Origin of the sequence: Roseovarius pelagicus (assembly GCF_025639885.1) — a bacterium.
Classification (GTDB): domain Bacteria; phylum Pseudomonadota; class Alphaproteobacteria; order Rhodobacterales; family Rhodobacteraceae; genus Roseovarius; species Roseovarius pelagicus.
Map to the genome: position 1 here is coordinate 1,515,660 of NZ_CP106738.1, position 24,307 is coordinate 1,539,966.

A 24,307-nucleotide genomic window follows, 5' to 3' on the forward strand; every position below is an offset into this window, starting at 1 on the left:
CTGAAGCCCGGCCTACGCCACCCGCCATGTAGGCCGGGCTTCAGCCCGGCCCTCACCTCATCAAAAGGAAGCCCACTATGCTCAGCGTTTATCTGTCCGGCGAAATCCACACCGACTGGCGCGACGAAATCGCCCAAGGGGCCGACGGAATGGGCATCGTGTTCAACGCGCCTGTCACCGACCACGGCGCGAGTGATGATTGCGGCGTGAACATTCTCGGCGCTGAGGACGACAAGTACTGGCACGACCACAAGGGCGCGATGGTCAACGCCATCCGCACCCGCAAGGGGATCGAAGAGGCTGATGTTGTCGTTGTCCGCTTCGGTGACAAGTACAAGCAATGGAACGCGGCGTTTGACGCGGGCTATGCTGCGGCTTTGGGCAAATCGCTGATCATCCTGCAACCAGCCGAGCATGACCATGCGCTCAAGGAAGTGAACGCCGCCGCCCTCGCGGTGGCCCGCACCCCCGATCAGGTGGTCGCGATCCTGCGCTACGTGGTTGAGGGAACGCTGCCGGGCTGATCTGATGCCCGAGCGAGCCCACCGAGGATCACGCCCCCCATCACCAGCGCGCCCCCTATCCATGTGGCCACGACGGGAACCTCCGACAGGATAAGCCACGCCAGCAGAATGGCGAAGGGGGTTTCGGCTGTGCTCAGCAATCCGGCCTGCCCCGAGGGCAACCGCTTGGCGGCGTTCAGCATCATCACCGATGCCAGCGCGAAAACAAGTCCGAAACATGCCAGAATGCCAATCTCTGCGCTGCTCACCTCCAACGGTGGTGCCATTAGCCCGGCCACCGGCAGCAACAACACCGACGACAGCGCGGTGGGGCCTGCGGCGGGCACATCCGGCCACACCCGGTAAAGCACAAACAACAGGGCCAGGCCCAGCGCCATCGTCAGCGCCAGAAGATCGCCCGCCAGATGTCCGTGGCCCACACTGCCGCCCATGATCACTGCGATCCCGACCATGCCGATGGCAGCGCCCAGCACCATCATCCGCCCCGGTGCCTCGCGGATCACCCACCATGCCAGAGCCGCCGCCACCAGCGGCGAGGCGCTATAGATCAGTGCCACGTTGGCCACACTGGTCATTTTGAACGCACTCAAGAACGCTGCTGTTGCCGTGGCCCCGATCGCGGCTATCAGCAGCCCGCGCCAACCCATCTGCATCACTTCGCGCCGCCAATGCCCGCGCAGCGCAATCGCCCCGAATGTCAGGACTGCACTGAACACACCGCGCCAGAAAATCACCTGCCACGCGCTGGCCTCGACACCCTTGGTAAACAAGCCCGCCGTACTGAACAGCATGGCAGAGCCAAGCATCAATGCAATTCCCGCGTGGCGGGCAGTATCAGTCGTGGCGGTCATGGCATCACTCCTCAAATCGGTCAGCCCGAGGATTAGCGCCCCGCTCCTGACATCTAGCTGTCAGGGGTGTTGCGGTATAGCGTGAAAGCGAAAGGAACAGCCATGCTGCGCACGGACCGGCTCTTTGAGGTGATTGATCTGCTCAGGCAGGCCCGCGGGCCGGTGACGGCACGACAGATCGCACAATCCATCGAAGTGTCGGACCGAACGGTTTACCGCTACATCGCGCATTTGCAATCGTTGCGCGTGCCGATCGACGGTGCGGCGGGTGTGGGGTACATCCTGCGTCCGGGATACGACCTGCCCCCGCTTAATTTCGACGCAGCCGAGCAGGAGGCGCTAATCGTCGGCATGTCGTTGCTGGCGCGGACCGGCGACGCCGAATTGCAACGCGCCGCGCGCCGGGTGTTGGCCAAGGTCGAGACCGGCCAAACCGTCCCCGGCGGGCTTGGTGTCTCGGATTGGGGCATCGCGTTCGATGCGCCACAGATCGGCAGCCAGTTGCGCAGCGCCATCCGCGATGAGGCGGTGCTGCGCCTCACCTACCTGTCGCTGGCAGGCGACACCACGCTGCGAGAGGTCAAGCCGTTGGTGCTGACATATTATGTCGAGGTCGCCGTGCTGTCAGGTTGGTGCGCCCTGCGCAGCGACTTCCGTGCCTTCCGGTTGGACCGGATCGAGGCGCTGGAACACACAGGCGAACATTTCACCGGCGAAGGGGCCACGTTGCGGGCGATGATGAGCTCGAACAATGGGTCGAGGTAACGGATGGTTCGCGCAGACTGGCACGGTTCATCCCAGACATCACAGTAAGCCCCCCCTTGAGCTAGGCTGCTACCGGGGCGTCTATCTCCGGTACGATCGGATCTCGTCTGCTGACAAGACATATCCAATATCTGCCAGTTGTGTCGACGTCGATGCCGTGCCGAACATTCCGGTAACGGCCACAGCTTCGAACATACCGGAGCTTTCGTAAGGGACCTCGGTGGTCACAAAGACCAGTTGATTGGACGGCGGCGGGGGAACATGAACGCAGGCCCCGACATAGGGAACAAGAATAAACGCCGTGACACCGGTGCCGCGATGGTCGATTGGCACGATAAATCCGGCAAGGCGCACAATCTGCCCGTTCCAGTCAGTTCGAATTCCGGTCGACATGGGTTGTCGGGATGCCATGCTGCTTTCGTCATGCCGGACAATCCCCTGCAAGTTGCCGGGGAGGGAATGGTCGTCCTCGGGCAGGAGATCTCTCCATGCCAGCTCAATAACCGTTTCGGCAACGCTGCGACCGGCGACCGTCAGCATCGACAGCCCGAGCAGGACCTCTCGGCGGGACGGCATTGCGCTTACCATTCGTAAAGTTCGATCTTGTCTGCCTCGATCTGATAACCAACATCTGCGATCTGCGTTGACATGGCCTTGGCTGACAAGCGACCCGAGACCCAGACCGCATCCCACATTGAATCGCTCGGCCATGGCGTTTGTGTCGTCACGAACACCAACTGGTTCGGCGGCGGCGGAGGCGTATGGATACAGGCGCCGACATAGGGCGCCAGCATGAAGCTCGTCACTCCGTCGGAATCCATGTCAAATGGGATGATGTAACCCGGCAGCTTCACCGGCTTGCCATCGAGGCCAGTGTTCACCAGCTTCGCGTTTTCGTCAAACTCCGGCAACCAAGTGTCGTTAGCCTCGTCAAACTGACCTTCCCCGATGATCTCGCCATAAGGCACACCTTGGGGGATCAGGTCTTCCCAAGTGATCTCACGGAATGGATTCGCAAAGGCCCGCCCCGGAAGGAACGTCGCCGAAAGGATGCCAAGGAACATCCGTCTTGAAGGGTGCAAGTCTCTCATATTCTCACCATCATACCATCGGCCAGAGACAGGCGGTAGGCCCTCAGGGCCGGCACCAGACTGGCAATTCCTGCCGCAACGATCACACCCGCGAGCACGGCCACTTCCCGCGCTGTCGGTGGATCGATCGGCAGCCAGAGGCCATAGGCACTGTCCACCAGTGGCTGTGCGACGGCCAACCCGATATAGAGCAGCGCGAGGCCCAGTGCGGCACCAATGGCTGCCATCAGCGCGGCCTCAAGAACCAGCAACCCCAGAATTGTCGCAGGCCGCGCGCCCATGGCCCGCCAGATCGCCATCTCGCGGCGACGTTCGTTCAAGGACGCGAAAATCATCGCCATCATCCCCAGCAGCGCCGTCACTACCACCATGGCCGACACCGCCGTAAGCGCGGTCTCGGCGACACCGACGATCTGCCATAGTTCCTGAAGCGCGACGCCGGGAAGGATCGCCAAAAGCGGCTCCTCTGGATATTCATTGATCCGACGTTGCAAGCCAAAGACCTGAAGACGAGAATGGACGCCGACCAGCGCGGCGGTGATGCCCCCCGGGGTCAGGTCCATCTGTCGGATGCGTTCGACCGGCGTTGACTGACCGGGGACATGTGCGCCTGACTGCCAGTCAACATGGATCGCCTCGATCGCCTCAAGACTGACAATAACCGTGCGGTCCACCGGGGTACCCGTGCGGGCCACAATGCCAGCCACACGAAAGGGCTGATCGTCATGGTCGGTAAATGACGCCAGCCCGTGCGACACGACGATAGGATCGCCGACGCTGTAGCCCAGTGTCGCGGCGACCTCGGCCCCGATCACCGCATCATAAAGATCGTCGAGCCCGTGGCCCTCGGCCATCTCAAGCGACCGGTCGCCGCGATATTTGTAATGTTTGAAAAAGGCGTCTGTCGTACCCATCACCCGGAACTGTCGATGACTGTCCCCCAGAGAGATCGGTACGATCCAGTCGACCTCCTTCTGGCTTGCGATGTCCTGATAGCTTTCCCACGTCACATTGTTCGTGGCATTGCCAATCCGAAACACTGAATAGAGCAACAGTTGCACGGACCCCGACCGCGCGCCAACGATCAGATCGGTCCCCGATATCGTATCCGCGAAACTCGCGCGCGCGCCGGTACGTACCTTTTCTACGCCCAGAAACAGGGCGACCGACAGCGCAATGGCAAGGATCGTCATTCCGACGGTCAGGGCACGCGCCAAGAGCGAGCCAAAGGCAAGCCGCAGGATCATGCTGCGTGCCTTTCAATCTGTGCGATGTCTGTCAGCCGCACGACCCTGTCAAAGCGTTCTCCCAACCGTTCGTCGTGACTGACCATCAACAACGACGACCGCGTTGCCGCGATCCGGTCAAACAGCAGCCTCAGGAACGTGTCTTGCGTGGCGGCATCCAGCGCCGAAGTCGGTTCATCCGCCACAATCAGCGGAGGCTGACCGATCAACGCGCGAGCCACCGCAACCCTCTGTTGCTGGCCGACCGAAAGCCGCCCGGCACTGGCCGTCAGAATATCCTTGGGCAGCCCCAAAGCGGTACACAGCACCGCCGCCTCGTTCACCGCCGCGCGTTTGCGCCGTTCAGGGGCGAAACACAGCGGCAACAGGATATTGTCGGACACGCTGGCATAGGGCAGCAGGTTGAATTGTTGAAAGATCACGCCGATCCCTTCGGCACGTAGCCGATCCCGCGCCCCGGCGTTCAGGCTGCTAACGTCGGTTCCCCCGATCGTCACCTGCCCGGCATCCGCCGTCACAATCCCGCAGATCAGCGACAGCAGCGTGGATTTCCCCGATCCGCTTTCGCCCAGCAGCAGTACGCTTTCGCCCGGTTGCACAGCAAATTCCGACACCGACAGGCCAAACGACGCCTGCCCCGGCCAGCGGAAACGGACATTATCCAGTATCAGTGCCGGCTCTGTCATCCTTACTCCAATGTCAGCTCGGGGGCTTCGGGGGTCAGTTCCGCCGTGCCAGCGCCGGTTTCGGTAACGTATTGCACCTCAACTTCCCGCGCATTGGCGAAATACTCAAAAAACGGGAAGCTGACGGAAGCCAGTGCATCTTCGTCGTCGCAGGCATAGGCATAGGTGGCGTGGAATTCGCTGTGCTTGGCATCATCGTGTTCGTCGTGCTCGTCGTCATGCTCGTCCCCGTGCTCGTCTTCATGCCCATCCTCATGCGCGTGATCTCCCGAATGAAGATGCACCAGAACTTCGGTCAGCCGACATCCCGCAGCTTCCGGCAGGCTCACGATGTTTTCAGGCATGAGCATGGTTCGGATGGCTGCCTCGACTGTGTTTTTATCTTCGGCCGAACTTGCCGCATATTCGAAACCGACAATATCCATACCGGGCGACAGCAGATTGATCTCGACCTTACCATGTTCGATCGCGATTTCGACCGCCGAAACACCATGCACATGCGCATCCATTTCACGTGTTTCCTGCGCCGATACCGAAGCGGAAAAAGAGACGGCAGCAAGGGCCAGAAGGAAGGGTTTCATGTTAGGTCCTTTCAGTTGGGGTTAATGCAGAGGTAGGCGAAATATTGCAACGCCCCGACACCAGTCAGGGGGAGGACGGTGACCGGAAGCCGTGTGTCGGTCATGCGCTAGCGTCCTTCTGTTCTGATTGGCGAACGCGGCCGCTGGACATGCGGGCGCGAAGCATGTCGAGGCTGGCTTGGATTTCGGGGCGGGACATGTCGCGGGCGATGACAACGATACGCGAACGCCTGTCGTCGCCAGACCAGTTGGACAGTGGCACTGGGCGCTCAAAAATATGCTGAACACCGTGAAAGACGAAGGGTTTTTCCATATCCGTCAGAAAGACGATCCCCTTTACCCGCAGAATGTCAGGGCCTCGGAGTGTGATGAGGGTATCGAGCCAGATATCAAACACCTCGTCCGGGATGGGATCATCCAGAACGATCGAGGCCGATCCGATGCGGGCGTCATGGTGCGCCGATCGCAATGGCGTGGGCGTTGCCGGAGACAGGCCAGATAGGTTCATCAACGGATCGACAGACGGCGCCGGACCCTTGGCCCATGCCATCGCTCTGGCTGGCGCGACATCAGTTCTGTTCCCGGCCAAACCCCAAAGGCGGGCTGCGATGCCCTCACCCCGCACGGCCTTCAGGATCGGTACACCCGGATTCAGATGATGCAGGCGAGCTTTAAACCCCTCGACCTCATCGGGCGACACGAGATCAGTCTTGCTCAGCACGATCAGGTCAGCCATCGCCACCTGCGAGACAGCTTCGAACTGGGCATCCAGCGTGGCAGGGCCGTTGGCGGCGTCAGTAACGGTGATCAACCCATCCATCCGCACGGTCCGCGACAGCACAGTATCGATCACTAGCGTCTGGAGGATCGGCCCCGGGTCGGCCAGACCAGTCGTTTCGATTACCAAGCGGTCAAATGCGATTTCGCCCTTGCTCTTTCTCTCTAACAACCCGGCGATGGTCCGTGACAGGTCGCCCCGGATCGAGCAGCATAAACATCCCGACTGCATCAGCACGACATCTTCGCGTACTGCCTCGATCAGGTCGTGATCCAACCCGGCCTCGCCGAACTCATTCACGATGATGGCGATCCGGCCAGCAGAGCTATCTGCAAGCATGGCATTCAACAAGGTCGTCTTTCCAGCACCAAGGAAGCCAGTCAACAGCGTCGCCGGAAGGCGTGCGTCAGTCATGCCCCGTCCTTTTCGAATGGCGACACGAAATCGGGGAACAGCGACGGCTGATGGGACGCCGCTACGGGTGAGGTGCGGTCGCGCGGCTTGTCATCGCCGCCCCCCACGACCGACCGACTGGCCCGGCGGAATTGCGACGCGGTGCTGAGGTTCACAAATCTTCCTTTGATACCGGCGACGTCCGACATGGCACGAGTTCTCCGTTCCCGGACGCGCATTGCGCCGGGTTGTTTCGCTTTACTTAACTTTCGGTCAGGTCAGGCTGCGCAAGCCCCGCAAAGTCCGTGCACCTCGACCACATGACGCCGAGCATCAAAGCCGGTCGCCGCCGTGATCTGGGTCAGGCGCTCCGTTACCGCGTGATCGGCGTGCTCCTCCACCGCGCCACAGTCGTCACAGATGGCCAGGACCGGCGTGTGATCCGCATGGTCGCATTGGCACGAGACGAAAGCGTTCATCGACTCTAATTTGTGCGCGGCTCCGGTGCCTGTCAGCGCGGACAAAGCGCGATAGATCGTCGGCGGCGCCAGCTTGGTCTCCTTGCCCTTAAGCGCATCCAGAACCTCATAGGCGGACATCGGACGCCCACGATCCCGCAGCACCTTCAGGATATCCCTCTGGCGTTCTTTGCCTTGTTTTCTCATCAAACCTCCTCGCATCGGGCGATTCTTGATACTTTATAACATACTAATGTTATCATGTAACATGACGACTGATGCAAGCGGTCAAAATGTCTGGCTGGCAGAAAACCACCGATTGGTTGACAGGCCAGAGTTGTCGACGAACCATTTGCGCCAGCCTGACGTGGGTTTCTTACGCTGCCAAAGCGCCTTGTCACCCGAACCGCTTCATCTGCCTGTGGGCCACGGCGTCATCCAGTCACAACAGATCAAACAGCGCGCCCGCATGCTGTACCCCACGCGGTAGGCCCAGATCCTGCATCAGCGCGAACACCATCGCCTGATTGGATGTGACCACCGGTTTGCCCAGCGCCGCCTCGACGCGGCCTATCACCTCGACACTGCGCATGTCGGTACAGCTGAGCACGATGGCCTGCGCGTCGGGATGATCGGCGGCCACAGCCAGCGCGTAGACCTCATCCGGCGTCAGCTCTCCCTGTCCGTAATTGCTCAGACTGCGCCCGATATCGTGACAGCGTACTGTCTGGAAACCCGCGCCCGACAGAAACGCCACCGCCTCGGCGTTGATCTGCCCGACATAGGGCGACGCAAACCCCACCCGGGCGACGCCCAGCGCGCCCAGCCCCCGCACCAGCGATTCCGCAGCAGTCAGCGACAACGCCCCCGACCGTCGCTTAATCCGCGCCGCCAGATCGCGGTCAAACGCGCGCCCATGGGTCAGAGTCGCCGACGTACAGCCATAGAGCACCACCGCCGGGCGCACGCCTGAAATCATCGTCAGGTCATGGTCGATATCGGACGCCCCCAGCCCCGCCATCTGGTCACTGTCGGGCACCTTGTCCACGTCATAACCACCCAACCGCTGGAAATGCATCGTACAACCATCGGGGCAGAGCCGCATCATGTCCGGTTCCAGATTGGTGTTGCTGTAAGGCACCAGAACGCCGATTTTTTTCTTGCGACTGTCCATCACACTACGCCCTCCATGAATCGTTCCAGCACATCGCACATGCGCTCCATCGCGTCTGCCCTGCCGACGGTCGCGCGTAGACACTGCGGCAATCCGTAACCCGCCATGCCACGCAACAGCAGACCTGCCGACCGCAGGGCCTGATCCGCTTGCGCCGCCGTGGCGTCGTTCTCAAACGGGATCAGGATAAAGTTTGTATGGCTTTGCGGCACATCCAATCCAATTGCCCGCAACCGCCCAGCCGCGCGCTCGCGCAACGCGGCCGTGTGTGCCACGACGTCCAGCATATGCGCCTGATCACGCACCGCAGCAGCAGCCATTGCCTGTGCTACGCCAGAAATGTTGTTGGGATTCATCAGCTTGCGCATCTCTAACGCCACACCGGGCGGAAACAGCCCCCATCCCACCCGACACCCGGCCAGCCCATACGCTTTCGAAAAGGTACGCAAAACGGCAGTATCGCCGTTCCCCACAAGGTCGAAAACGCTGGCAGGGTCTTGCGGATCAAACTCGGCGTAGGCCTGATCGACGACCAGCAGAATATCACTCCGCAGATTCTTCCGCAGCCGGATCAACTCTGCCCCCGGCAGGCGCGTGCCGGTGGGATTGCCCGGATTGCAGACGAACACGATTTTGGTCGCGGTCGTAACCGCCTCCAGCAACAGCCGTACCGACACGGTATAGTCGGGTTCCGGCACGCTCACGAAACATGCGCCCGCCTGCTGTGCCGCCGTGCGAGCAAAGAGGTAACCATGCGCAGTGCCCAACACCTCGTCACCCTGCGCGGTAAAGGCACGGATCAAGCAACCGATCAGTTCCATCGATCCGGCGCCGCACAGAATGTCACCTGCCGGCAGTTCATGCGCCTCGGCGATCGCCGCGCACAGATCGCCCCAGTCAGGATCAGGATAGAGCGGCGCGTCCCGCAGTGCCGCCTCACCCGCCGCAAGCGCCGTTGGGCTGGGGGCAAAGGCGCTCTCGTTCTGCGCCAGCGACGTTACCGTGGCACCCCCCAGATTTGCCAGCGCGTAGGGCGCCATGGTACGCACATGGTCAACCGCTTGGATCATGCCACGTCTCCATAAACCTTCGCGCCCGCCGGACTGACGATACCGCATGTCAAATCACGCGCCAGCGCCACATCGTCGCGCGCCTGTGGTGGACCAAAGCCGCCGCCCCCCGGTGTCTGGAAAATCAGGCGTTCTCCCGGTGCCACCCGCAATTCGCCCTTGCCCGGAACATCCTCCGCACGCCCGGTGACCTGCACCCGGCCCGGCGCGCCCGGTAAGCCACCCGCGCGCCCCCGCGCCGGGTTCTTCAACCGTTCCAGCGACAGGAACACCAGAAACGGCTGATCAATCGCCGAAGTCATCTCGATGCGTTGGCCCAATCCGCCGCGATATTGCCCCGCGCCACCGCTATCCGCGCGCAACTCGCGCCGCCAGATGATGACCGGTGCCACCGCTTCGGTGATCTCTACCTGACTGCCATAGACACCGGATGGATAGGCCGTGGCCGACAACCCGTCGGCACCGGGCCGCGCACCTGTACCCCCGTTGTGCACCAACTCGACTGCAAAGAGCCGCCCACCAGTTCGTGCCGCCTCGGCCGTGTGCCGCAAGGGCAGGTCGAACATGCATGACGCCCCTTCGGCCGGTACGCGATCCGGGACCGCCTGACAGAGGCAGCCCAGCACCAGATCGGGTGTCATCTGCCCCAAAGTGTGTCGCATCGCCACCGGCGCGGGATGTTGCGCGTTCAGAATACATCCCGGCGGACCACTGACCGTGAAAGGCGCGAGCGATCCTGCATTGTTCGGAATGTCATTTCCGATGATGCAGCGCATCGCAAACACCGCATAGGCCGTGGCGTAGTTAAGCGGCACATTGATCCCCTTGTCCGAACAGTCGGACGTGCCGGTGAAATCCAGATGCAACGCTTCGTCGGTAATGGTCAGCGTTCCATGAAGCTCTATCTCAGCCTCATAGCCATCGACGCACAACATGTTGGTATAGACGCCATTGGGCACTTCGGCGATCGCCGCGATTGTGCCGCGCAGAGACGTGTCGATGATGAAATCCGACAACGCGTCCAGATCATCCAGCCCGAATTCATCCATCATCCCGACCAAGCGCGCCGCACCCGCCTCGCAACACGCGATCAGCGCATAGATGTCGCCCTCATTCGCGATCGGCTCGCGGCTGTTGGCCCGCACGATATCCATCAGCAATGTGTTGATTTCGCCCCCGTCTACCAGCTTGCAGGGTGGGATCAGCAACCCCTCGTCGTAGATGTCCGATCCTTCCGGCCCCATACCCAGCCCCCCAAGGTCCACCAGATGCGACGTGCAGGAGGTAAAGCCGACGACGCGATCCTCCTTGAACGCAGGCATCAACAGCAGAAAATCATTCAGGTGCCCCGACGCCAGCCACGGATCGTTAGTCATGTAGATGTCGCCCGGCTGCATATCCTGCACCGCAAAGCGCGCGCGCAGGGCCATCACCGCTTCGGCCATCGTGTTGATATGGCCCGGCGTCCCGGTCACCGCCTGCGCCATCATCCGCCCGTTCACGTCAAAGATCCCGGCGGAAATATCCCCGCATTCCCTCACAATCGGGCTAAAGGCGGCACGGATCAGGATTTGTCCCTGTTCCTCGACCACGGCCAGAAGCCGGTTCCACATGACTTGCAATCGGGCAGAGGACAGATCGGTCATGCGTCGGCTCCTGCGTGTTGAAGTTCGAGCACCAGATTACCTGCGACATCCACGGTACAGGTGAAATCACGGCTGACCAGCGTCGTCGTCTGCGGTTCGGTGATCAGCGCGGGCCCCGCGATCCGGTCGCCGGGGCGCAGCGCCCTGCGGTCGATCACGGACGCCTGCCGCGGGCTGCCGTTCACATCGCAAATGATTAGCACACGCGCATCGCCAGTGCGGTCGCGCGGGGTGATGGATTGCTGCACATCAGACATCATCTCCGTCGGTGTGCTGACGGACACCGACCAATTCAGGATCTCGATCTGCATACCCGGTACGGGCCGCGAGAACTGCACCCGATAGGCATCCTCGAACGCGTTCTGCAAAGCCGAAATATCGTTCGCAGCCAGCGCCCGGCCCGGCAATGCAATCTCGATCTCGTGCCCCTGCCCGTGATAGCGCATGAACGCTGCGCGCCGCGTTTCCAGCGCGACCTCTGCCGCGCTCAGCCGTACCAGCGCCTCAGCCTCGGCGCACATCATCTCCAAAAGTGTATTTACGCCTGCCACATCGAGGCTCGCCAGCGTTGTGTAACGACTGCGCACGATCTCGAACGACACCGGCGCATAAAGGAACCCAACCGCAGATCCGACACTTGGGTTGGGCGGCACCAATACACGGGTCACCCCGGCACTGCGCGCCACCCGCGTCGCATGCAGCGGGCCGTTGCCACCAAAGGCGATCATCGTCCGTGCACCAAGATCCTTGCCCGACTCAACAGCATGCATCCGGCCCGCGCTCGCCATGCTTTCATCCACGATCCGGCTGACCCCGTCCGCCGCCGCCCCCGCATCCAATCCCAGCAGCCCGCCAATTTCGGACGCTAGCGCCGCCTCAGCCGCATCAACGTCGATCTGAAACTGCCCTTCAGCGAACGTCTCTGGCTGGATATAGCCCAGCACGATATCGGCATCCGTCACCGTCGGACACACCCCACCGTTTCCAAAAGCGACCGGCCCCGGCTCTGATCCGGCGCTTTGTGGACCCACTGTCAACCGGCCCAACCGGTCGACCGCCGCGATCGACCCGCCCCCAGCTCCGATCTCGATCATCTCGATCACCGGGATGCGCACCGGCATGCCGCTGCCCTTGATGAACCGCGCCGCACGCGCGATCTCGAACTGGCGCGAGGTCTGTGGACGTGCGCCGTCGATCAGGCACAGCTTGGCGGTGGTTCCACCCATGTCGAACGACAGCACTTCGTCCAGCCCCGCCGCGGCGGCAACGCGCGCAGCCAATATCGCGCCACCCGCCGGCCCCGATTCCACCAACCGGATGGGAAAGCGCATGGCCGTCTGAATCGTCGTCATGCCGCCACCCGCCGTCATCATCAGGATTGGGCACTCCACGCCACTCTGCGCGAATGTACGGCGAAATCCATTCAGGTATCGGCTCATCAGCGGCTGGATGTAGGCGTTCGCAACCGTCGTGCACAACCGATCAAATTCGCGGGCTTCCGGGCTCACCTCGGAACTCAGCGAAATTGCGAGGTCAGGGAATGCCGCCTGCATCGCGTCGCGCAACGCGATTTCGTGGGCAGGGTTGGCATAGGCATGCATCAGGCAGATCGCCAGCGCCTCGACCCCGGCGGCGCGGACATGCTCGATCACCTCCGATACCGCTGCCGGGTCAAGCGGGATCAGCACATCGCCTGCCGCATCCATCCGTTCCAGAACCGTAAAGCTCAGATCGCGCGGCACCAGCAGGTCAGGCTTTTGCAGCATGATGTCATACTGATCATATCGCCGTTCATAAGCGATCTCCAGAATATCGCGAAACCCTGCCGTTGTAATCGTCGCGACGCGCGCGCCGCGGCGTTCTATCAACGCGTTGGTCGCCAATGTAGTGCCATGTACAAACCCGGTCACCTGCCCAAGGTCGCGCCCCGCATGCCCAAGCGCACGCGCCGCACCAGCCAGCGCCGCCTCGGACGGATCGGTATGGGTCGTCAGGGTTTTGGCCGAAGACAGGATTTCACCCGCATCGCCCATCAAAACGGTGTCGGTAAAAGTGCCACCGATATCAATGGCGAGGCGCAATTGCGAATTGGTCATGGGTCGTATCCGTCAGATGGGACAAAGGGCAGCACACGCGCGCAAGCGCATCATGCCCTATCCCGGCACCACATCGGATTTCAGCGCGCGACGGTCAGTCCGTGCCAGATCAAAACGATTGTCCATACCGCTCAGAGTACCTCACACGCGCCGCGCGTCTGTCGTGTTTCGACATGAGACTGCGCAAAAACGACCGCTCTGAGGGCTGCCGGAGAGTTGCAGAGGCGTCCGCGTTGGCGCAATCAACTGCGGAGCGGGAAAATCTCATGTGCATTCCCATGTGTCCCCACATGATTTCGTGCAAAATATAGGCATCCGCGCGCCGAATCGCAGCGAGGACAGGAAACGCGAAACGCTATAAAGGGACAGATATGATTAAAGAATTCAAAGACTTCATTGCCAAGGGCAACGTCATGGACATGGCCGTCGGCATTATCATCGGCGCAGCCTTTACCGCGATCGTCAGCTCGCTCGTGGCCGATCTGATCAATCCGATCATCGGTCTGTTCATGGGAGGCGTCGATTTTACTGAACTGTTCTTTGTTCTGGGCAGCGGCGAATACGCAACTCTGGCCGAGGCCGAAGAGGCCGGCGCGGCGGTCTTTGCCATCGGGCGGTTCATCATGGCCGTGATCAATTTCCTGATCATCGCCTTTGTCGTGTTCATGCTGGTCAAGGCCGTGAACAGCGTCAAGCGCAAGGAAGAAGAGGCCGCACCAGCCCCCGCACCCGGCCCGTCCGAGCTGGATATCCTGAAAGAAATCCGCGATTCTCTGAAAAAGTAACGCCACGACCATCGTTTCTAAAGGTCCGGGGGAACCTCGGACCTTTTTCATGCGTTGCAGGTGCAACGCGCCGTCGCGTGGCGCAACGATAAAAACTGAAGGGACATAACGAACCAATGGAAGAATTCTTTGAAGAAGCGGCACTGTATGGTCCGCTGGTGATCAATGCCATCAAAGCGCTGATCGTCCTCGTGATCGGCTGGATCGTTGCCGGATTTATCGGGCGTTTTGTCCGTCGGCAGGTCAACAGCCACGAACGCATTGACAATATGCTCGGTAATTTTGCCGCCACGATTGTGACGTGGGTTATCCGCCTGATGGTGCTGATGGCCGTATTGGGCCTGTTCGGGATCGAAGCCACTAGCCTCGTGGCGGTGATGGGCGCCGCGACACTGGCTATCGGGATGGCGCTTCAGGGGACGTTGTCGGATCTGGCAGCGGGGATCATGCTGGTGATTTTTCAGCCTTACAAACAGGGACAATACGTGGATATCGGCGGCACTGGCGGCACCGTGACTGAGGTGACGCTGTTCTTTACGGAGCTGACCACACCCGACAATGTGCAGGTCATCGTCCCCAACGGTCAGGCATGGGGGTCCGTGATCACCAACTATTCTCACCACAAGACACGACGCCTCGATCTGACCTTTGGCATCGACTACGATGATGACGCCGACACCGCGATGCAGATCATTCTGGATCGGGCTCGCGCTGACGGCCGCATTCACACCGACCCCGAACCTTGGGTGCGGGTGACAAACCTCGGGGACAGTTCGGTTGATATCACTGCGCGCCTCTGGTGCGATGCTGCCGAATACTGGGATCTGAAATTCGGACTGACCAAGCAGATCAAAGAGGCGTTTGACAAGGGCGGCATCTCGATCCCCTATCCGCATCAGGTGAATGTGGCCAAAGAGGACTGACGCAGGGCCGACAGACCAAAGACCCGCGAGAGCATCATTGCTCTCGCTGGTTTGCAACTGTGCACCGACCAACCGCGCGCCGTGACGCGGCCTATCGCGGCGTCTGTGACACCACCCGCCGCAGGACATATTGATAGCTGCTTGCATCCGCAGGACATGTGGTGCCCGTTTCTGCCCCACAAACCGACTGCCGCTCGATCTCCAACACAGAGGTGACGCCGGGTCGATGCGTGAACCCCTTGATCGGATCGTAGAAATAGCTGCCATCGACGATCAGGCAGGTTTGCGGCGCGACCCCGACGCAATCGACCGTTTCAGGCCCGACCGTAACCGTCTGGATCACGCTTGGTGGCGTGTCCGCAGGCACGCAGCCAGCCAGAAACGGCATTGTGACGCTCGCCAGAATATACTTCATCATCCTTTCGCCTCCCCCCACGACTGCGCTTAGTCGACAACGCGCAGCGTCAGATTGATCCGACCACCCTGCGGCAAGAGCGTGCTGCTGGCAAACTTGATCCGGTCCACCCCGTGATAGGTCAATCGCGCATCTCCGCCCATCACGACCACATCCCCCGAACGCAGCCAGATCGATTCCGATCGGCCCCCACGTGTCCTGTTGCCGATCCGCAGCAGCCCTTCGTCGCCCAGCGAGACCGACAGAACGGGCCAGCTGAAATCGGCCTCGTCCCGGTCCTGATGCATGCCCATGCGCGCGCCTTCGCCATAATAATTGATCAAACAGCAATCCGGATCGCGCTCGACGCTCACCAGATCACGCCATAGCGCCAGCACATGATCGGGGATCGGCGGCCACGCCATGCCTTCGGGGTGCCGCTCTGCGTAGCGATACCCACTGCGATCCGCCACCCAACCATAACGCCCGGCCGACGTCATCCGCACGGTCATCGGCTTGCCATATGGCGTTTGCGGCGAGAAAACCGGCGCAGCCTGCACCACTTCGCGCAACGCTTTGACCATCGCCTCTTGCGCCGCGCGATCCAGCAGCCCCGGCAGAATACGAAAGCCGCGCAGATCAAGCTCTGGTGCCGTCATTTGAATGCCTCCCGCTCTGAATTCGCACGCTCTGCCCGATTTTAGTGCAAATCTATCATATCCCCCCTGCCACGACGCTTGCAGGGCGCAGGTGCGCTCCCTATATACGCCACGAAGCGCCGCCAGCACCAGCGCAGGCGGATCTCATAACCATCGGGGCCGGGATGCCGTAACGGGTCGGGCCTCGCATCATCGCCTGAAGAGAAAGGGATAAAATATGTCCAAAGTCATTGGTATTGACCTCGGAACCACAAATAGCTGCATCGCCATCATGGATGGCAGCCAAGCACGAGTCATCGAGAACGCCGAAGGCGCGCGCACAACGCCGTCGATCGTCGCCTTCACCGAGAGCGAACGCCTCGTCGGTCAGCCTGCAAAACGGCAGGCCGTGACCAACCCCGAAAACACCGTCTTTGGTGTCAAACGTCTGATCGGTCGCCGTGCGGACGATCCGTATCTGGCCAAAGACAAGAAAAACATGCCGTTCAACGTCATCGATGGTGGCAATGGCGACGCATGGGTCGAAGCACGCGGCGAGAAATACTCGCCCAGCCAGATTTCGGCATTCATCCTCGGCAAGATGAAAGAAACCGCAGAGAGCTATCTGGGCGAGGACGTGACCCAAGCCGTCATCACTGTGCCTGCCTATTTCAACGACGCCCAGCGTCAGGCGACCAAAGATGCTGGCAAAATCGCCGGTCTCGAAGTGCTGCGCATCATCAACGAGCCGACAGCGGCTGCGCTGGCCTATGGTCTGGACAAGCAGGAAACGCACACCATCGCGGTCTATGACCTTGGCGGCGGTACGTTCGACGTGACCATTCTGGAAATCGACGATGGCCTCTTCGAAGTGAAATCGACCAACGGCGACACGTTCCTCGGCGGTGAAGATTTCGACATGCGCATCGTCAACTATCTGGCCGATGCGTTCAAAAAGGAACACGGCGTCGATCTGACCAAGGACAAGATGGCCCTGCAGCGTCTGAAAGAGGCCGCGGAAAAAGCCAAGATCGAACTCAGCTCCTCCAGCCAGACCGAGATTAACCAACCCTTCATTTCGATGGGGTCGGATGGCTCGCCGCTGCACATGGTCATGAAACTGACCCGCGCCAAGCTGGAAAGCCTCGTGAACGATCTGATCAAGGCGTCGATCAAACCCTGCCAAGCGGCGCTCAAGGACGCGGGCATGTCAGCCAACGAGATCGACGAAGTCGTTCTGGTCGGCGGGATGACCCGGATGCCGAAGGTGATCGAAGAGGTCACGAAATTCTTTGGCAAAGAGCCGCACAAGGGTGTGAACCCGGATGAGGTCGTGGCGATGGGTGCCGCCATTCAGGCTGGCGTTCTGCAAGGCGACGTCAAGGATGTGGTCCTGCTTGACGTGACTCCGCTGAGCTTGGGAATCGAAACGCTGGGTGGTGTGTTCACCCGTCTGATCGATCGCAACACCACGATCCCGACCAACAAGGGTCAGGTCTTCTCAACCGCCGAGGACAACCAGAACGCCGTGACGATCCGGGTGTTCCAGGGCGAGCGTGAAATGGCTGCGGACAACAAGATGCTCGGCCAGTTCAATCTGGAGAACATCCCGCCCGCACCACGCGGCATGCCACAGATCGAAGTGACCTTTGACATCGACGCCAACGGCATCGTGTCGGTTCAGGCCAAAGACAAGGGCACCGGCAAAGAGCACAAGATCACCATTCAGGCATCGGGTGGCCTTAGCGATGAGGACATCGAACAGATGGTTCGCGACGCCGAGGAGAATGCCGAGGCCGACAAGGAACGCCGTGAACTGGTCGAGGCCAAGAATCAGGCCGAAAGCCTGATCAACTCGACCGAGAAGTCGATGGAAGAGCATTCCGACAAAGTGGATCCGACCACCATCGAAGCGATCGAGCTGGCCATTGTCGCACTCAAGGACGAACTGGAAACCGACAATACGGCCAAGATCAAGTCGGGCATCCAGAACGTAACCGAAGCTGCGATGAAACTGGGCGAGGCGATCTACAAGGCCAGCGCCGAAGAGGCCGAAGACGGACCGACCGCTGCCGATGAGGCCACCGGACCGGGCGATGACGATATCGTCGACGCCGACTTCGAGGACCTTGACGATAACAAACGCGGCTAAGCGCCTCGTAGAACCCAAACGGGGGTCGGGCCCAGTGCCCGGCCCCCGAACGGTTCGAGGAAAGGAGTTCTCGAATGGCCAAACGTGACTATTACGACGTACTCGGCATTTCCAAAGGTGCCTCGGCGGACGAGATCAAGAAAGCCTACCGGCAAAAGGCCAAGGCGCTACATCCCGACCGCAACAAGGATAATCCCGACTCCGAGAAACAGTTCAAGGAAGCGGGCGAGGCGTATGACGTCCTGAAAGATGCCGAGAAGAAAGCCGCTTATGATCGGTTCGGCCACGCTGCCTTTGAGGGCGGCATGGGCGGCGGCCAGCGCCCCGGTGGTGCCGGCGGCGCTCATGGTGATTTCTCGTCAGCCTTCTCAGACGTGTTCGACGATCTGTTCGGCGATTTTATGGGCGCACGCGGTGGCGGCGGAGGACGACGTGCCGCACGCGGCTCTGACCTGCGCTACAACATGCGTGTCGCACTGGAAGAGGCATTTTCCGGACTGCAAAAGACGATCAACGTGCCGACGTCCATCGCTTGCGGGTCTTGCGACGGTTCCGGGGCCGAAGGCGGTGCGGAACCGACCACTTGCCCGACCTGTTCGGGCATGGGCAAAGTGCGCGCTCAGCAGGGTTTCTTTACCGTTGAACGGGGTTGCCCCACGTGTTCGGGCATGGGACAGATCATCAAGAACCCATGCAAGACCTGCGGTGGCCAAGGCCGGGTCGAAAAGGATCGCGCGCTCAGCGTGAACATCCCCGCAGGGGTAGAGACCGGCACACGCATCCGTCTGTCTGGCGAAGGTGAAGCCGGTATGCGCGGCGGCCCTCCGGGCGATCTCTACATCTTCATCGAGGTGGCCAAGCACAAGCTCTTTGAGCGCGAAGAGGTCAATCTCTTTTGCAACGTGCCCGTGTCCGTTGCCACAGCGGCGCTGGGTGGCGATATCGAAGTGCCCACCATCGACGGTGGCCGCAGCCGGGTCAAAATTCCGGCAGGCAGCCAATCGGGCCGCCAGATGCGCCTGCGCAACAAGGGCATGCCAGCCCTGCGCGGTGGCGGGTCGGGGGATATGTTCATAGAACTGGCGGTAGAGACACCGGTGAACCTGACGTCGAAGCAAAAAGAACTGCTGCGCGAATTCGAGGCGCTGTCCGAGGACAACAACCCCGAAAGCAAAAGCTTCTTCTCGTCGGTGAAATCCTTCTGGGACAGCATGAAAAGCTGATCAAATCACGGGCCGGTCACATCGCTGACCGGCCCGTTTTCTTTCGGAGTGAACGCCTTGCACTCATGGTCGGACATCAGGGATGGCATCGAGGCACTTGCCCGGATGGACCGGACGTTTCAGGTCTTTGGCGCACGGCAACACCGCTACCGGATCGGCCCATCGCTGTCCGATGATGCCATCGCGGCATGGGAGGCCACGCAACGCTGCGCCATGCCCGTACCGCTGCGGGCAGCGTATCAAACCCTCGGAACCGCCGGGGTGGGGCCGCACTACGGCCTGCGCCCGCCACATCTGATCCGCCTGCACCGCCCTGCCGATCCGTTCCGCAGCGGCACCACGCTGATGGAGTTGGCCAGAGCGCGCGATCCGGGAGAGGGTGCAGCGGACGACCATCCCGATATCGACTATATCTTCAGCGCCGAGGATGATTGGAGTGTCCCGGACCATGCTCTGACCGGCCTTGCCGTGATCCTGAACGCGGGCTGCGAGACCGAACTTGCCATCGTCACCGCCGGGCCCGAGGCCGGCAGCTGCGTCTGGCTGACCACAGGCGTCAGACCCTCACCTGCCCCGCCGCTGATCACGCTTTTCACAGAATGGGTCGCGACCGAGACCGCCAATTTTGCCTGCATCGCCGCATTGCTTGATACCGCGCCCAGCGCCGCTGCCCTGCGCGATGCCGCCGTGGCGCAGCGCGGTCTATATCGGGCGCTCGACTACATGGTAAGTGCCCTCGGGATCGACAAACCGGCTTACCTCTTTGGCGAGACCGAAAACCGCTTTCACGGCGCGACACAACTGCCGTGGTTCGAGGCGCAGTTTGCCGCGTCGAAAAACCTCCGCTGACGCGCGTCTTGTCCCTGCCGCCCTTCCCAAATGCTGCGGCGCAGGATACTGTGCGCCCCAAGCGCCGCAGATGACGGCGCAGCATAAGGGGTGCGGGATATGGCGCATATCATTGTCGTCGGGAACGAAAAGGGTGGCGCGGGAAAATCGACCGTGTCGATGCATGTGGCGACCGCACTGGCGCGGATGGGCCATCAGATCAGCGCGCTTGACCTCGATCTGCGGCAAAAGACGTTTGGCCGATATGTCGACAACCGTCAGGCATTCATCCAGAAATCTGGGCTTGACCTGCCCAGCCCGCATTACCACGACTTGCCCGAAGTCGATCAGTCGAACCTCAAACCCGGCGAAAACGTCTATGACCGCCGCCTTTCCGAAGCTGTAGCCCAGTTGGAGCCTGACAGCGATTTCATCGTGATTGATTGCCCCGGCTCACACACACGTCTCAGCCAAGTGGCGCACAGTCTGGCCGATACGCTGATCACGCCACTGAACGACAGCTTCGTTGATTTTGACCTGCTCGCGCATGTCGATGCCGAGGCGACCAAGGTTCTCAAACCATCCGTCTACTCAGAAATGGTCTGGAACGCGCGACAACTGCGCGCGCAGGCCGGGCTAAAGCCGATCGACTGGATCGTGGTGCGTAACCGTTTGGGCGCACAGCAAATGGTCAACAAGAAGAAGATGGGCGCGGCACTCGACAACCTTGCCAAGCGGATCGGCTTTCGCATCGCCCCCGGCTTTAACGAGCGGGTGATTTTCCGCGAATTATTCCCGCGCGGATTGACCCTGCTCGACCTCAAGGACGTGGGCGTCAAACAGCTCAACATCTCGAACGTCGCCGCCCGACAAGAGTTGCGTGATTTGATGAAGGCGCTGAAGCTACCTGGAGTCGACGTCAACTTCTGATCATGCGTGCCCGCCTTCGGCGCAGCGCCACGATATTGGACACAAACAGCGCCCCGATGACCACGCCTCCGCCTATGATCGCCCAGCGGCCGGGATCCTCTCCGATCACCGCCCACACCAGCAGCGGTGCTAACACAGATTCCAGCAGTATCAGCAGCGACACTTCGGCAGAACTGATATAGCGCGGCCCCAACGTCAGCAGCGGACTTGAGAGCGCGATGAACATCCCGTGCGGCACGAACAAATGCCATTGCCCCGATATCGCTGCGCCGGGATCGGTAAAAAACAACATCGCAACAGCCGTGCCGAGATAAGCAACCGGAATGGCCGGGATCATCGAGGTTGCCTTGACCTTGCGCACCGCCGTCAACGCCCCCGCAAAAGCCACCGAAACCAGCACCGCCACCAAATCGCCCTTCCACGAGGAAATCTGACTCTCGTGCGATCCATAAGCGATCAGGCCAAGACCAAAGAGCACCGGAATCATCGTTAGCACCATGCGGCGCTGAATTGGTTCGCCCAGAAAAATGCGACTCATCACTGCGGAAAAGATCGGGATCGAGGCAAAGATAAAGACCACATTCGCGACGCTCGTCAGACTGACCGCGAACACGAACCCCGGTGCGGTACTGCCCATCAGCACGGTATAGATCAACCCCGGCCAACCGGTTCGTGCCGCAGCACGAAACGCTCCAACTCCTTGAAAAATAAGTACTCCCAGAGCGATCAGCGCCCCTGCCACGGCACTGCGCCAGAAAATTATGGTGAACGGATCAGCCTCGATCAGCCGTACAAACAGGCTGTCAGGTACAACCATCAGAACGCCGAGCGTCGTAATCAATATGCCCTTGAGGTGCTCGTTCATTCGCCGGAGTTTGGCCATAGCCGCGACGATGTAAAGCCCTCAGTCGCCCGGCGGATACCATGATCAGACCGGCAGGCTCTCAGGTCGCGTGTGATCCTTGGCAAATTATGTCGCAAACAGGATCGCGCGTCCTTTCGCCCCAAAATTTACCTGATACAGTCGTACTCATCTCTCTGCCTTTCCGGAGGTCCGATGCCTGCCCTGTCAATCTTCTGGTTTGCTCTCACCGGGCTGATATTTGCGATCTGGGCCATGCAGATGTTTCGCGGTCTTTCGCGCCTGTTTCAGGCTGCACGGGCGCGTGCGGATGCACGTGGCGCGATGTGGCCCACACCTATCGAGCAGCTAACCAGTTTCCGCGATTTTCTGACCGAGCCCGAATATCGCCGCGATCGACGCCGCCTACTGATCCTGACTTTGTTGATGTTCGCCGCAATCAGCGGGCAAATGATGCTGAACCCGCCCACCTGACCCCAAGGAGCCGTAATGCCCGCCCCCGAAAACCGTTTTAAAGCTGCGCTTTCCCGTGGTGAAACACAATATGGCTGCTGGGCCGGTTTCGCCGATCCGTACCCAACCGAAATGCTGGCCACAGCCGGTTTCGACTGGCTGGTGATCGACGGCGAGCACGCGCCAAACGACTTGCGCACGATCATGGCGCAGCTTCAGGTGCTCGAAGGACACCACAGCGCCCCCGTTGTGCGCCTCCCGATGGGCGAGGCATGGATGATCAAGCAGGTGTTGGATATCGGCGCGCAAACCCTGTTAATCCCGATGGTCGAAAGCGCCGAGCAAGCACAGCAAATCTCCCGCGCCATGTGCTATCCCCCACGGGGAATACGCGGCTCTGGTGCGGCCCTCGCACGCGCCTCACGGTTCTCGGAAATCCCAGATTACATCGGCACTGCCAATGACCAGATGTGTCTGCTGGTGCAGGTTGAGACGCAGGCAGGCATTGATGCGCTGGACGACATTCTGGCCGTAGAAGGCGTCGATGGCGTCTTTATCGGTCCCTCGGATCTGGCCGCCGATATGGGCCATGCTGGCGACAGCAACGCGCCTGAAGTGCGGCGTGTGATAAAGGATGCACTGTCCCGCATCGCGGCATCAAGCAAGGCTGCGGGAATCCTTGCGCTGGATCACGACACTGCGCAAATCTATCGCGACTGGGGTGCGCAGTTTTTGGCGGTGGGGATAGACGTCGTTCTACTGGCACAGGCTGCGCGCGGTCTGATGGCCCGTTGGCGCAGCGATGACTGAAACCTGGTTGCTGGCCGACGTGGGGGCCAGCAACACCCGCTTTGGCCTGACCCGCAACGGAACTCTTCTGGCAAGCACTGTTCGCAGTTACCGCAATGCTCTGGCGGATGATTTCACCGCCTTGGCAAAGACCTACCTGAGCGAGCAAAACGCAGGTCCGATTGCTGCGCTTTGTGCCGGGGTCGCAGGCCCGGTGCAGGACGGGACTGCGCAGTTAACCAATCTCGATTGGCATCTGGTCAGCGCTGACCTCTCACGCAGTCTGGGCATTGAACAAATACATCTGCTCAATGATCTACAGGCTCAGGGCCATGCACTCGATGATCTCTGTGATGATGATGTGGAATGCCTGATCGCTGGCCGCGCTGCCACCCCGGACACCACGCGGCTGGTGCTGGGTCTCGGGACCGGGTGCAACATTGCAGCGGTTCACCGGCGGGGCGACGCCCTGTTTGTACCGCCATCTGAGACGGGCCATACCCGTCTGCCGTTTCTGCCTGACCTGCCCGGCCCGGTGAGCCGCGTACTGGGCTGGCATGGAGCGCATCTACCAATCGAAGCGGCGCTATGCGGTCGCGGCTTACTTCAGATTGCCAGCGCTTGCGGGTCGGATGCCAGCACGACCGACAGTGTCGTGGCCCGTGGTGTCCATGCCGGCCCAGAGGCCGAGGCGCTGCACCACTACATGCAGCTTCTTGGCACAATCACCGGGGACATCGCATTGGCACATCTACCGATGGGGGGGATTTACCTGATCGGCGGGTTGGCGCGTGCCATCGCCCCATTCGTCGCGAGCTCAGCCTTTTGCGATGCCTTCTTGGACAAAGGACCTTACCGGCACATAGTGGAAGCCATCCCGGTCCATATCGTGTCGGATGATAGTGCCGCGCTGCTGGGTTGCGCGCGTGTTTTACGGGGCACTTGAATTCAGCGACCAAGACACCCCGAC

27 protein-coding genes are annotated in these 24,307 nt (G+C 60.8%); 11 read left to right on the forward strand and 16 right to left on the reverse strand.

Annotated features, from left to right (window positions below; all coding sequences use genetic code 11):
- The first annotated feature begins 77 nt into the window (after positions 1–77).
- Positions 78–524, forward strand: a complete 447-nt coding sequence (locus tag N7U68_RS08580; protein WP_165196402.1) for a YtoQ family protein — start codon at positions 78–80, stop codon at positions 522–524.
- Here the strand turns inward: N7U68_RS08580 and N7U68_RS08585 are convergent.
- Entirely contained in the window at positions 494–1,375 is an 882-nt protein-coding gene (locus N7U68_RS08585) for a DMT family transporter (RefSeq protein WP_263048840.1), read from the reverse strand. The two genes, N7U68_RS08580 and N7U68_RS08585, sit on opposite strands and share 31 nt — an antisense overlap.
- Positions 1,376–1,477: 102 nt before the next feature.
- Between N7U68_RS08585 and N7U68_RS08590 the strand changes: the two genes are divergently transcribed.
- Positions 1,478–2,140 carry a helix-turn-helix transcriptional regulator gene (locus N7U68_RS08590; RefSeq protein WP_263048841.1) on the forward strand — a complete coding sequence of 221 codons (663 nt, stop codon included), beginning with the start codon at positions 1,478–1,480 and terminating at the stop codon, positions 2,138–2,140.
- Positions 2,141–2,221: 81 nt separating this feature from the next.
- Here the strand turns inward: N7U68_RS08590 and N7U68_RS08595 are convergent, their stop codons facing one another.
- The 12 genes from N7U68_RS08595 to N7U68_RS08650 all read right to left on the reverse strand — a co-directional run bounded on the left by N7U68_RS08595 (position 2,222) and on the right by N7U68_RS08650 (position 13,360).
- The gene (locus N7U68_RS08595) at positions 2,222–2,728 is read right to left on the reverse strand and encodes a DUF3299 domain-containing protein (protein WP_263048842.1); all 507 of its coding nucleotides are present in this window, start codon (positions 2,726–2,728) and stop codon (positions 2,222–2,224) included.
- Positions 2,722–3,204 carry a DUF3299 domain-containing protein gene (locus tag N7U68_RS08600; RefSeq protein ID WP_165197966.1) on the reverse strand — a complete coding sequence of 161 codons (483 nt, stop codon included), beginning with the start codon at positions 3,202–3,204 and terminating at the stop codon, positions 2,722–2,724. The genes N7U68_RS08595 and N7U68_RS08600 overlap by 7 nt, the downstream gene beginning before the upstream one ends.
- A gap of 23 nt (positions 3,205–3,227) precedes the next feature.
- Positions 3,228–4,478: an ABC transporter permease gene (locus N7U68_RS08605; RefSeq protein WP_263048843.1), complete on the reverse strand. Its 1,251-nt coding sequence runs from the start codon at positions 4,476–4,478 to the stop codon at positions 3,228–3,230.
- A complete protein-coding gene (locus N7U68_RS08610; RefSeq protein ID WP_263048844.1) occupies positions 4,475–5,164 on the reverse strand; it encodes an ABC transporter ATP-binding protein in 690 nt (229 codons plus the stop codon). Before N7U68_RS08610 ends, N7U68_RS08605 begins: the two co-directional genes overlap by 4 nt.
- A 2-nt stretch (positions 5,165–5,166) precedes the next feature.
- Positions 5,167–5,745 (reverse strand): DUF2796 domain-containing protein, encoded by a 579-nt coding sequence (locus tag N7U68_RS08615; RefSeq protein WP_263048845.1) that lies wholly within the window; start codon positions 5,743–5,745, stop codon positions 5,167–5,169.
- Between the two features lie 100 nt (positions 5,746–5,845).
- Positions 5,846–6,937 carry a CobW family GTP-binding protein gene (locus tag N7U68_RS08620; RefSeq protein ID WP_263048846.1) on the reverse strand — a complete coding sequence of 364 codons (1,092 nt, stop codon included), beginning with the start codon at positions 6,935–6,937 and terminating at the stop codon, positions 5,846–5,848.
- Positions 6,934–7,125, reverse strand: coding sequence for a hypothetical protein (locus tag N7U68_RS08625; protein WP_263048847.1), 192 nt, complete (start codon positions 7,123–7,125; stop codon positions 6,934–6,936). The genes N7U68_RS08620 and N7U68_RS08625 overlap by 4 nt, the downstream gene beginning before the upstream one ends.
- 69 nt (positions 7,126–7,194) lie before the next feature.
- On the reverse strand, positions 7,195–7,581 hold the full coding sequence (locus tag N7U68_RS08630) for a Fur family transcriptional regulator (protein ID WP_165196384.1): 387 nt from the start codon (positions 7,579–7,581) through the stop codon (positions 7,195–7,197).
- Positions 7,582–7,816: 235 nt separating this feature from the next.
- Positions 7,817–8,548 (reverse strand): maleate cis-trans isomerase family protein, encoded by a 732-nt coding sequence (locus tag N7U68_RS08635; RefSeq protein WP_263049134.1) that lies wholly within the window; start codon positions 8,546–8,548, stop codon positions 7,817–7,819.
- Positions 8,548–9,618, reverse strand: coding sequence for a pyridoxal phosphate-dependent aminotransferase (locus tag N7U68_RS08640; protein ID WP_263048848.1), 1,071 nt, complete (start codon positions 9,616–9,618; stop codon positions 8,548–8,550). The genes N7U68_RS08635 and N7U68_RS08640 overlap by 1 nt, the downstream gene beginning before the upstream one ends.
- On the reverse strand, positions 9,615–11,264 hold the full coding sequence (locus N7U68_RS08645) for a hydantoinase B/oxoprolinase family protein (protein ID WP_263048849.1): 1,650 nt from the start codon (positions 11,262–11,264) through the stop codon (positions 9,615–9,617). Before N7U68_RS08645 ends, N7U68_RS08640 begins: the two co-directional genes overlap by 4 nt.
- Positions 11,261–13,360 carry a hydantoinase/oxoprolinase family protein gene (locus N7U68_RS08650; RefSeq protein WP_263048850.1) on the reverse strand — a complete coding sequence of 700 codons (2,100 nt, stop codon included), beginning with the start codon at positions 13,358–13,360 and terminating at the stop codon, positions 11,261–11,263. Before N7U68_RS08650 ends, N7U68_RS08645 begins: the two co-directional genes overlap by 4 nt.
- 371 nt (positions 13,361–13,731) lie before the next feature.
- Here N7U68_RS08650 and mscL point away from each other — a divergent pair, with 371 nt between their 5' ends.
- On the forward strand, positions 13,732–14,145 hold the full coding sequence (gene mscL, locus N7U68_RS08655; RefSeq protein WP_165196374.1) for a large conductance mechanosensitive channel protein MscL: 414 nt from the start codon (positions 13,732–13,734) through the stop codon (positions 14,143–14,145).
- Between the two features lie 116 nt (positions 14,146–14,261).
- Positions 14,262–15,068 (forward strand): mechanosensitive ion channel family protein, encoded by an 807-nt coding sequence (locus N7U68_RS08660; RefSeq protein WP_165196372.1) that lies wholly within the window; start codon positions 14,262–14,264, stop codon positions 15,066–15,068.
- Between the two features lie 91 nt (positions 15,069–15,159).
- Here N7U68_RS08660 and N7U68_RS08665 read toward each other — a convergent pair whose 3' ends face one another.
- Together N7U68_RS08665 and N7U68_RS08670 are read right to left on the reverse strand one after the other, a co-directional pair.
- On the reverse strand, positions 15,160–15,486 hold the full coding sequence (locus N7U68_RS08665) for a DUF4377 domain-containing protein (protein ID WP_263048851.1): 327 nt from the start codon (positions 15,484–15,486) through the stop codon (positions 15,160–15,162).
- Between the two features lie 26 nt (positions 15,487–15,512).
- Positions 15,513–16,121: an alpha-ketoglutarate-dependent dioxygenase AlkB family protein gene (locus N7U68_RS08670; protein WP_263048852.1), complete on the reverse strand. Its 609-nt coding sequence runs from the start codon at positions 16,119–16,121 to the stop codon at positions 15,513–15,515.
- Positions 16,122–16,338: 217 nt separating this feature from the next.
- On the opposite strand from N7U68_RS08670, the gene dnaK reads away from it, so the two are divergent.
- The 4 genes from dnaK to N7U68_RS08690 all read left to right on the forward strand — a co-directional run bounded on the left by dnaK (position 16,339) and on the right by N7U68_RS08690 (position 21,233).
- Positions 16,339–18,252, forward strand: a complete 1,914-nt coding sequence (gene dnaK / locus N7U68_RS08675; RefSeq protein WP_165196366.1) for a molecular chaperone DnaK — start codon at positions 16,339–16,341, stop codon at positions 18,250–18,252.
- Between the two features lie 74 nt (positions 18,253–18,326).
- The gene (gene dnaJ / locus N7U68_RS08680) at positions 18,327–19,475 is read left to right on the forward strand and encodes a molecular chaperone DnaJ (protein WP_263048853.1); all 1,149 of its coding nucleotides are present in this window, start codon (positions 18,327–18,329) and stop codon (positions 19,473–19,475) included.
- Positions 19,476–19,532: 57 nt separating this feature from the next.
- Complete coding sequence (locus tag N7U68_RS08685; RefSeq protein ID WP_263048854.1) at positions 19,533–20,324, forward strand: hypothetical protein; 792 nt, start codon at positions 19,533–19,535, stop codon at positions 20,322–20,324.
- Positions 20,325–20,423: 99 nt separating this feature from the next.
- Positions 20,424–21,233 carry a division plane positioning ATPase MipZ gene (locus N7U68_RS08690; protein ID WP_263048855.1) on the forward strand — a complete coding sequence of 270 codons (810 nt, stop codon included), beginning with the start codon at positions 20,424–20,426 and terminating at the stop codon, positions 21,231–21,233.
- On the opposite strand, the gene N7U68_RS08695 is transcribed toward N7U68_RS08690, so the two are convergent.
- On the reverse strand, positions 21,223–22,098 hold the full coding sequence (locus tag N7U68_RS08695) for a DMT family transporter (RefSeq protein WP_263048856.1): 876 nt from the start codon (positions 22,096–22,098) through the stop codon (positions 21,223–21,225). The two genes, N7U68_RS08690 and N7U68_RS08695, sit on opposite strands and share 11 nt — an antisense overlap.
- 192 nt (positions 22,099–22,290) lie before the next feature.
- Here N7U68_RS08695 and N7U68_RS08700 point away from each other — a divergent pair, with 192 nt between their 5' ends.
- Genes N7U68_RS08700 through N7U68_RS08710 form a run of 3 tightly spaced genes read left to right on the forward strand, consistent with a single transcriptional unit; the run spans position 22,291 to position 24,283 of the window.
- Positions 22,291–22,569: a hypothetical protein gene (locus N7U68_RS08700; protein ID WP_165196356.1), complete on the forward strand. Its 279-nt coding sequence runs from the start codon at positions 22,291–22,293 to the stop codon at positions 22,567–22,569.
- Between the two features lie 15 nt (positions 22,570–22,584).
- Positions 22,585–23,358 (forward strand): aldolase/citrate lyase family protein, encoded by a 774-nt coding sequence (locus tag N7U68_RS08705; RefSeq protein WP_263048857.1) that lies wholly within the window; start codon positions 22,585–22,587, stop codon positions 23,356–23,358.
- Positions 23,351–24,283 carry a glucokinase gene (locus tag N7U68_RS08710; RefSeq protein ID WP_263048858.1) on the forward strand — a complete coding sequence of 311 codons (933 nt, stop codon included), beginning with the start codon at positions 23,351–23,353 and terminating at the stop codon, positions 24,281–24,283. Before N7U68_RS08705 ends, N7U68_RS08710 begins: the two co-directional genes overlap by 8 nt.
- Positions 24,284–24,307 lie beyond the last annotated feature (24 nt).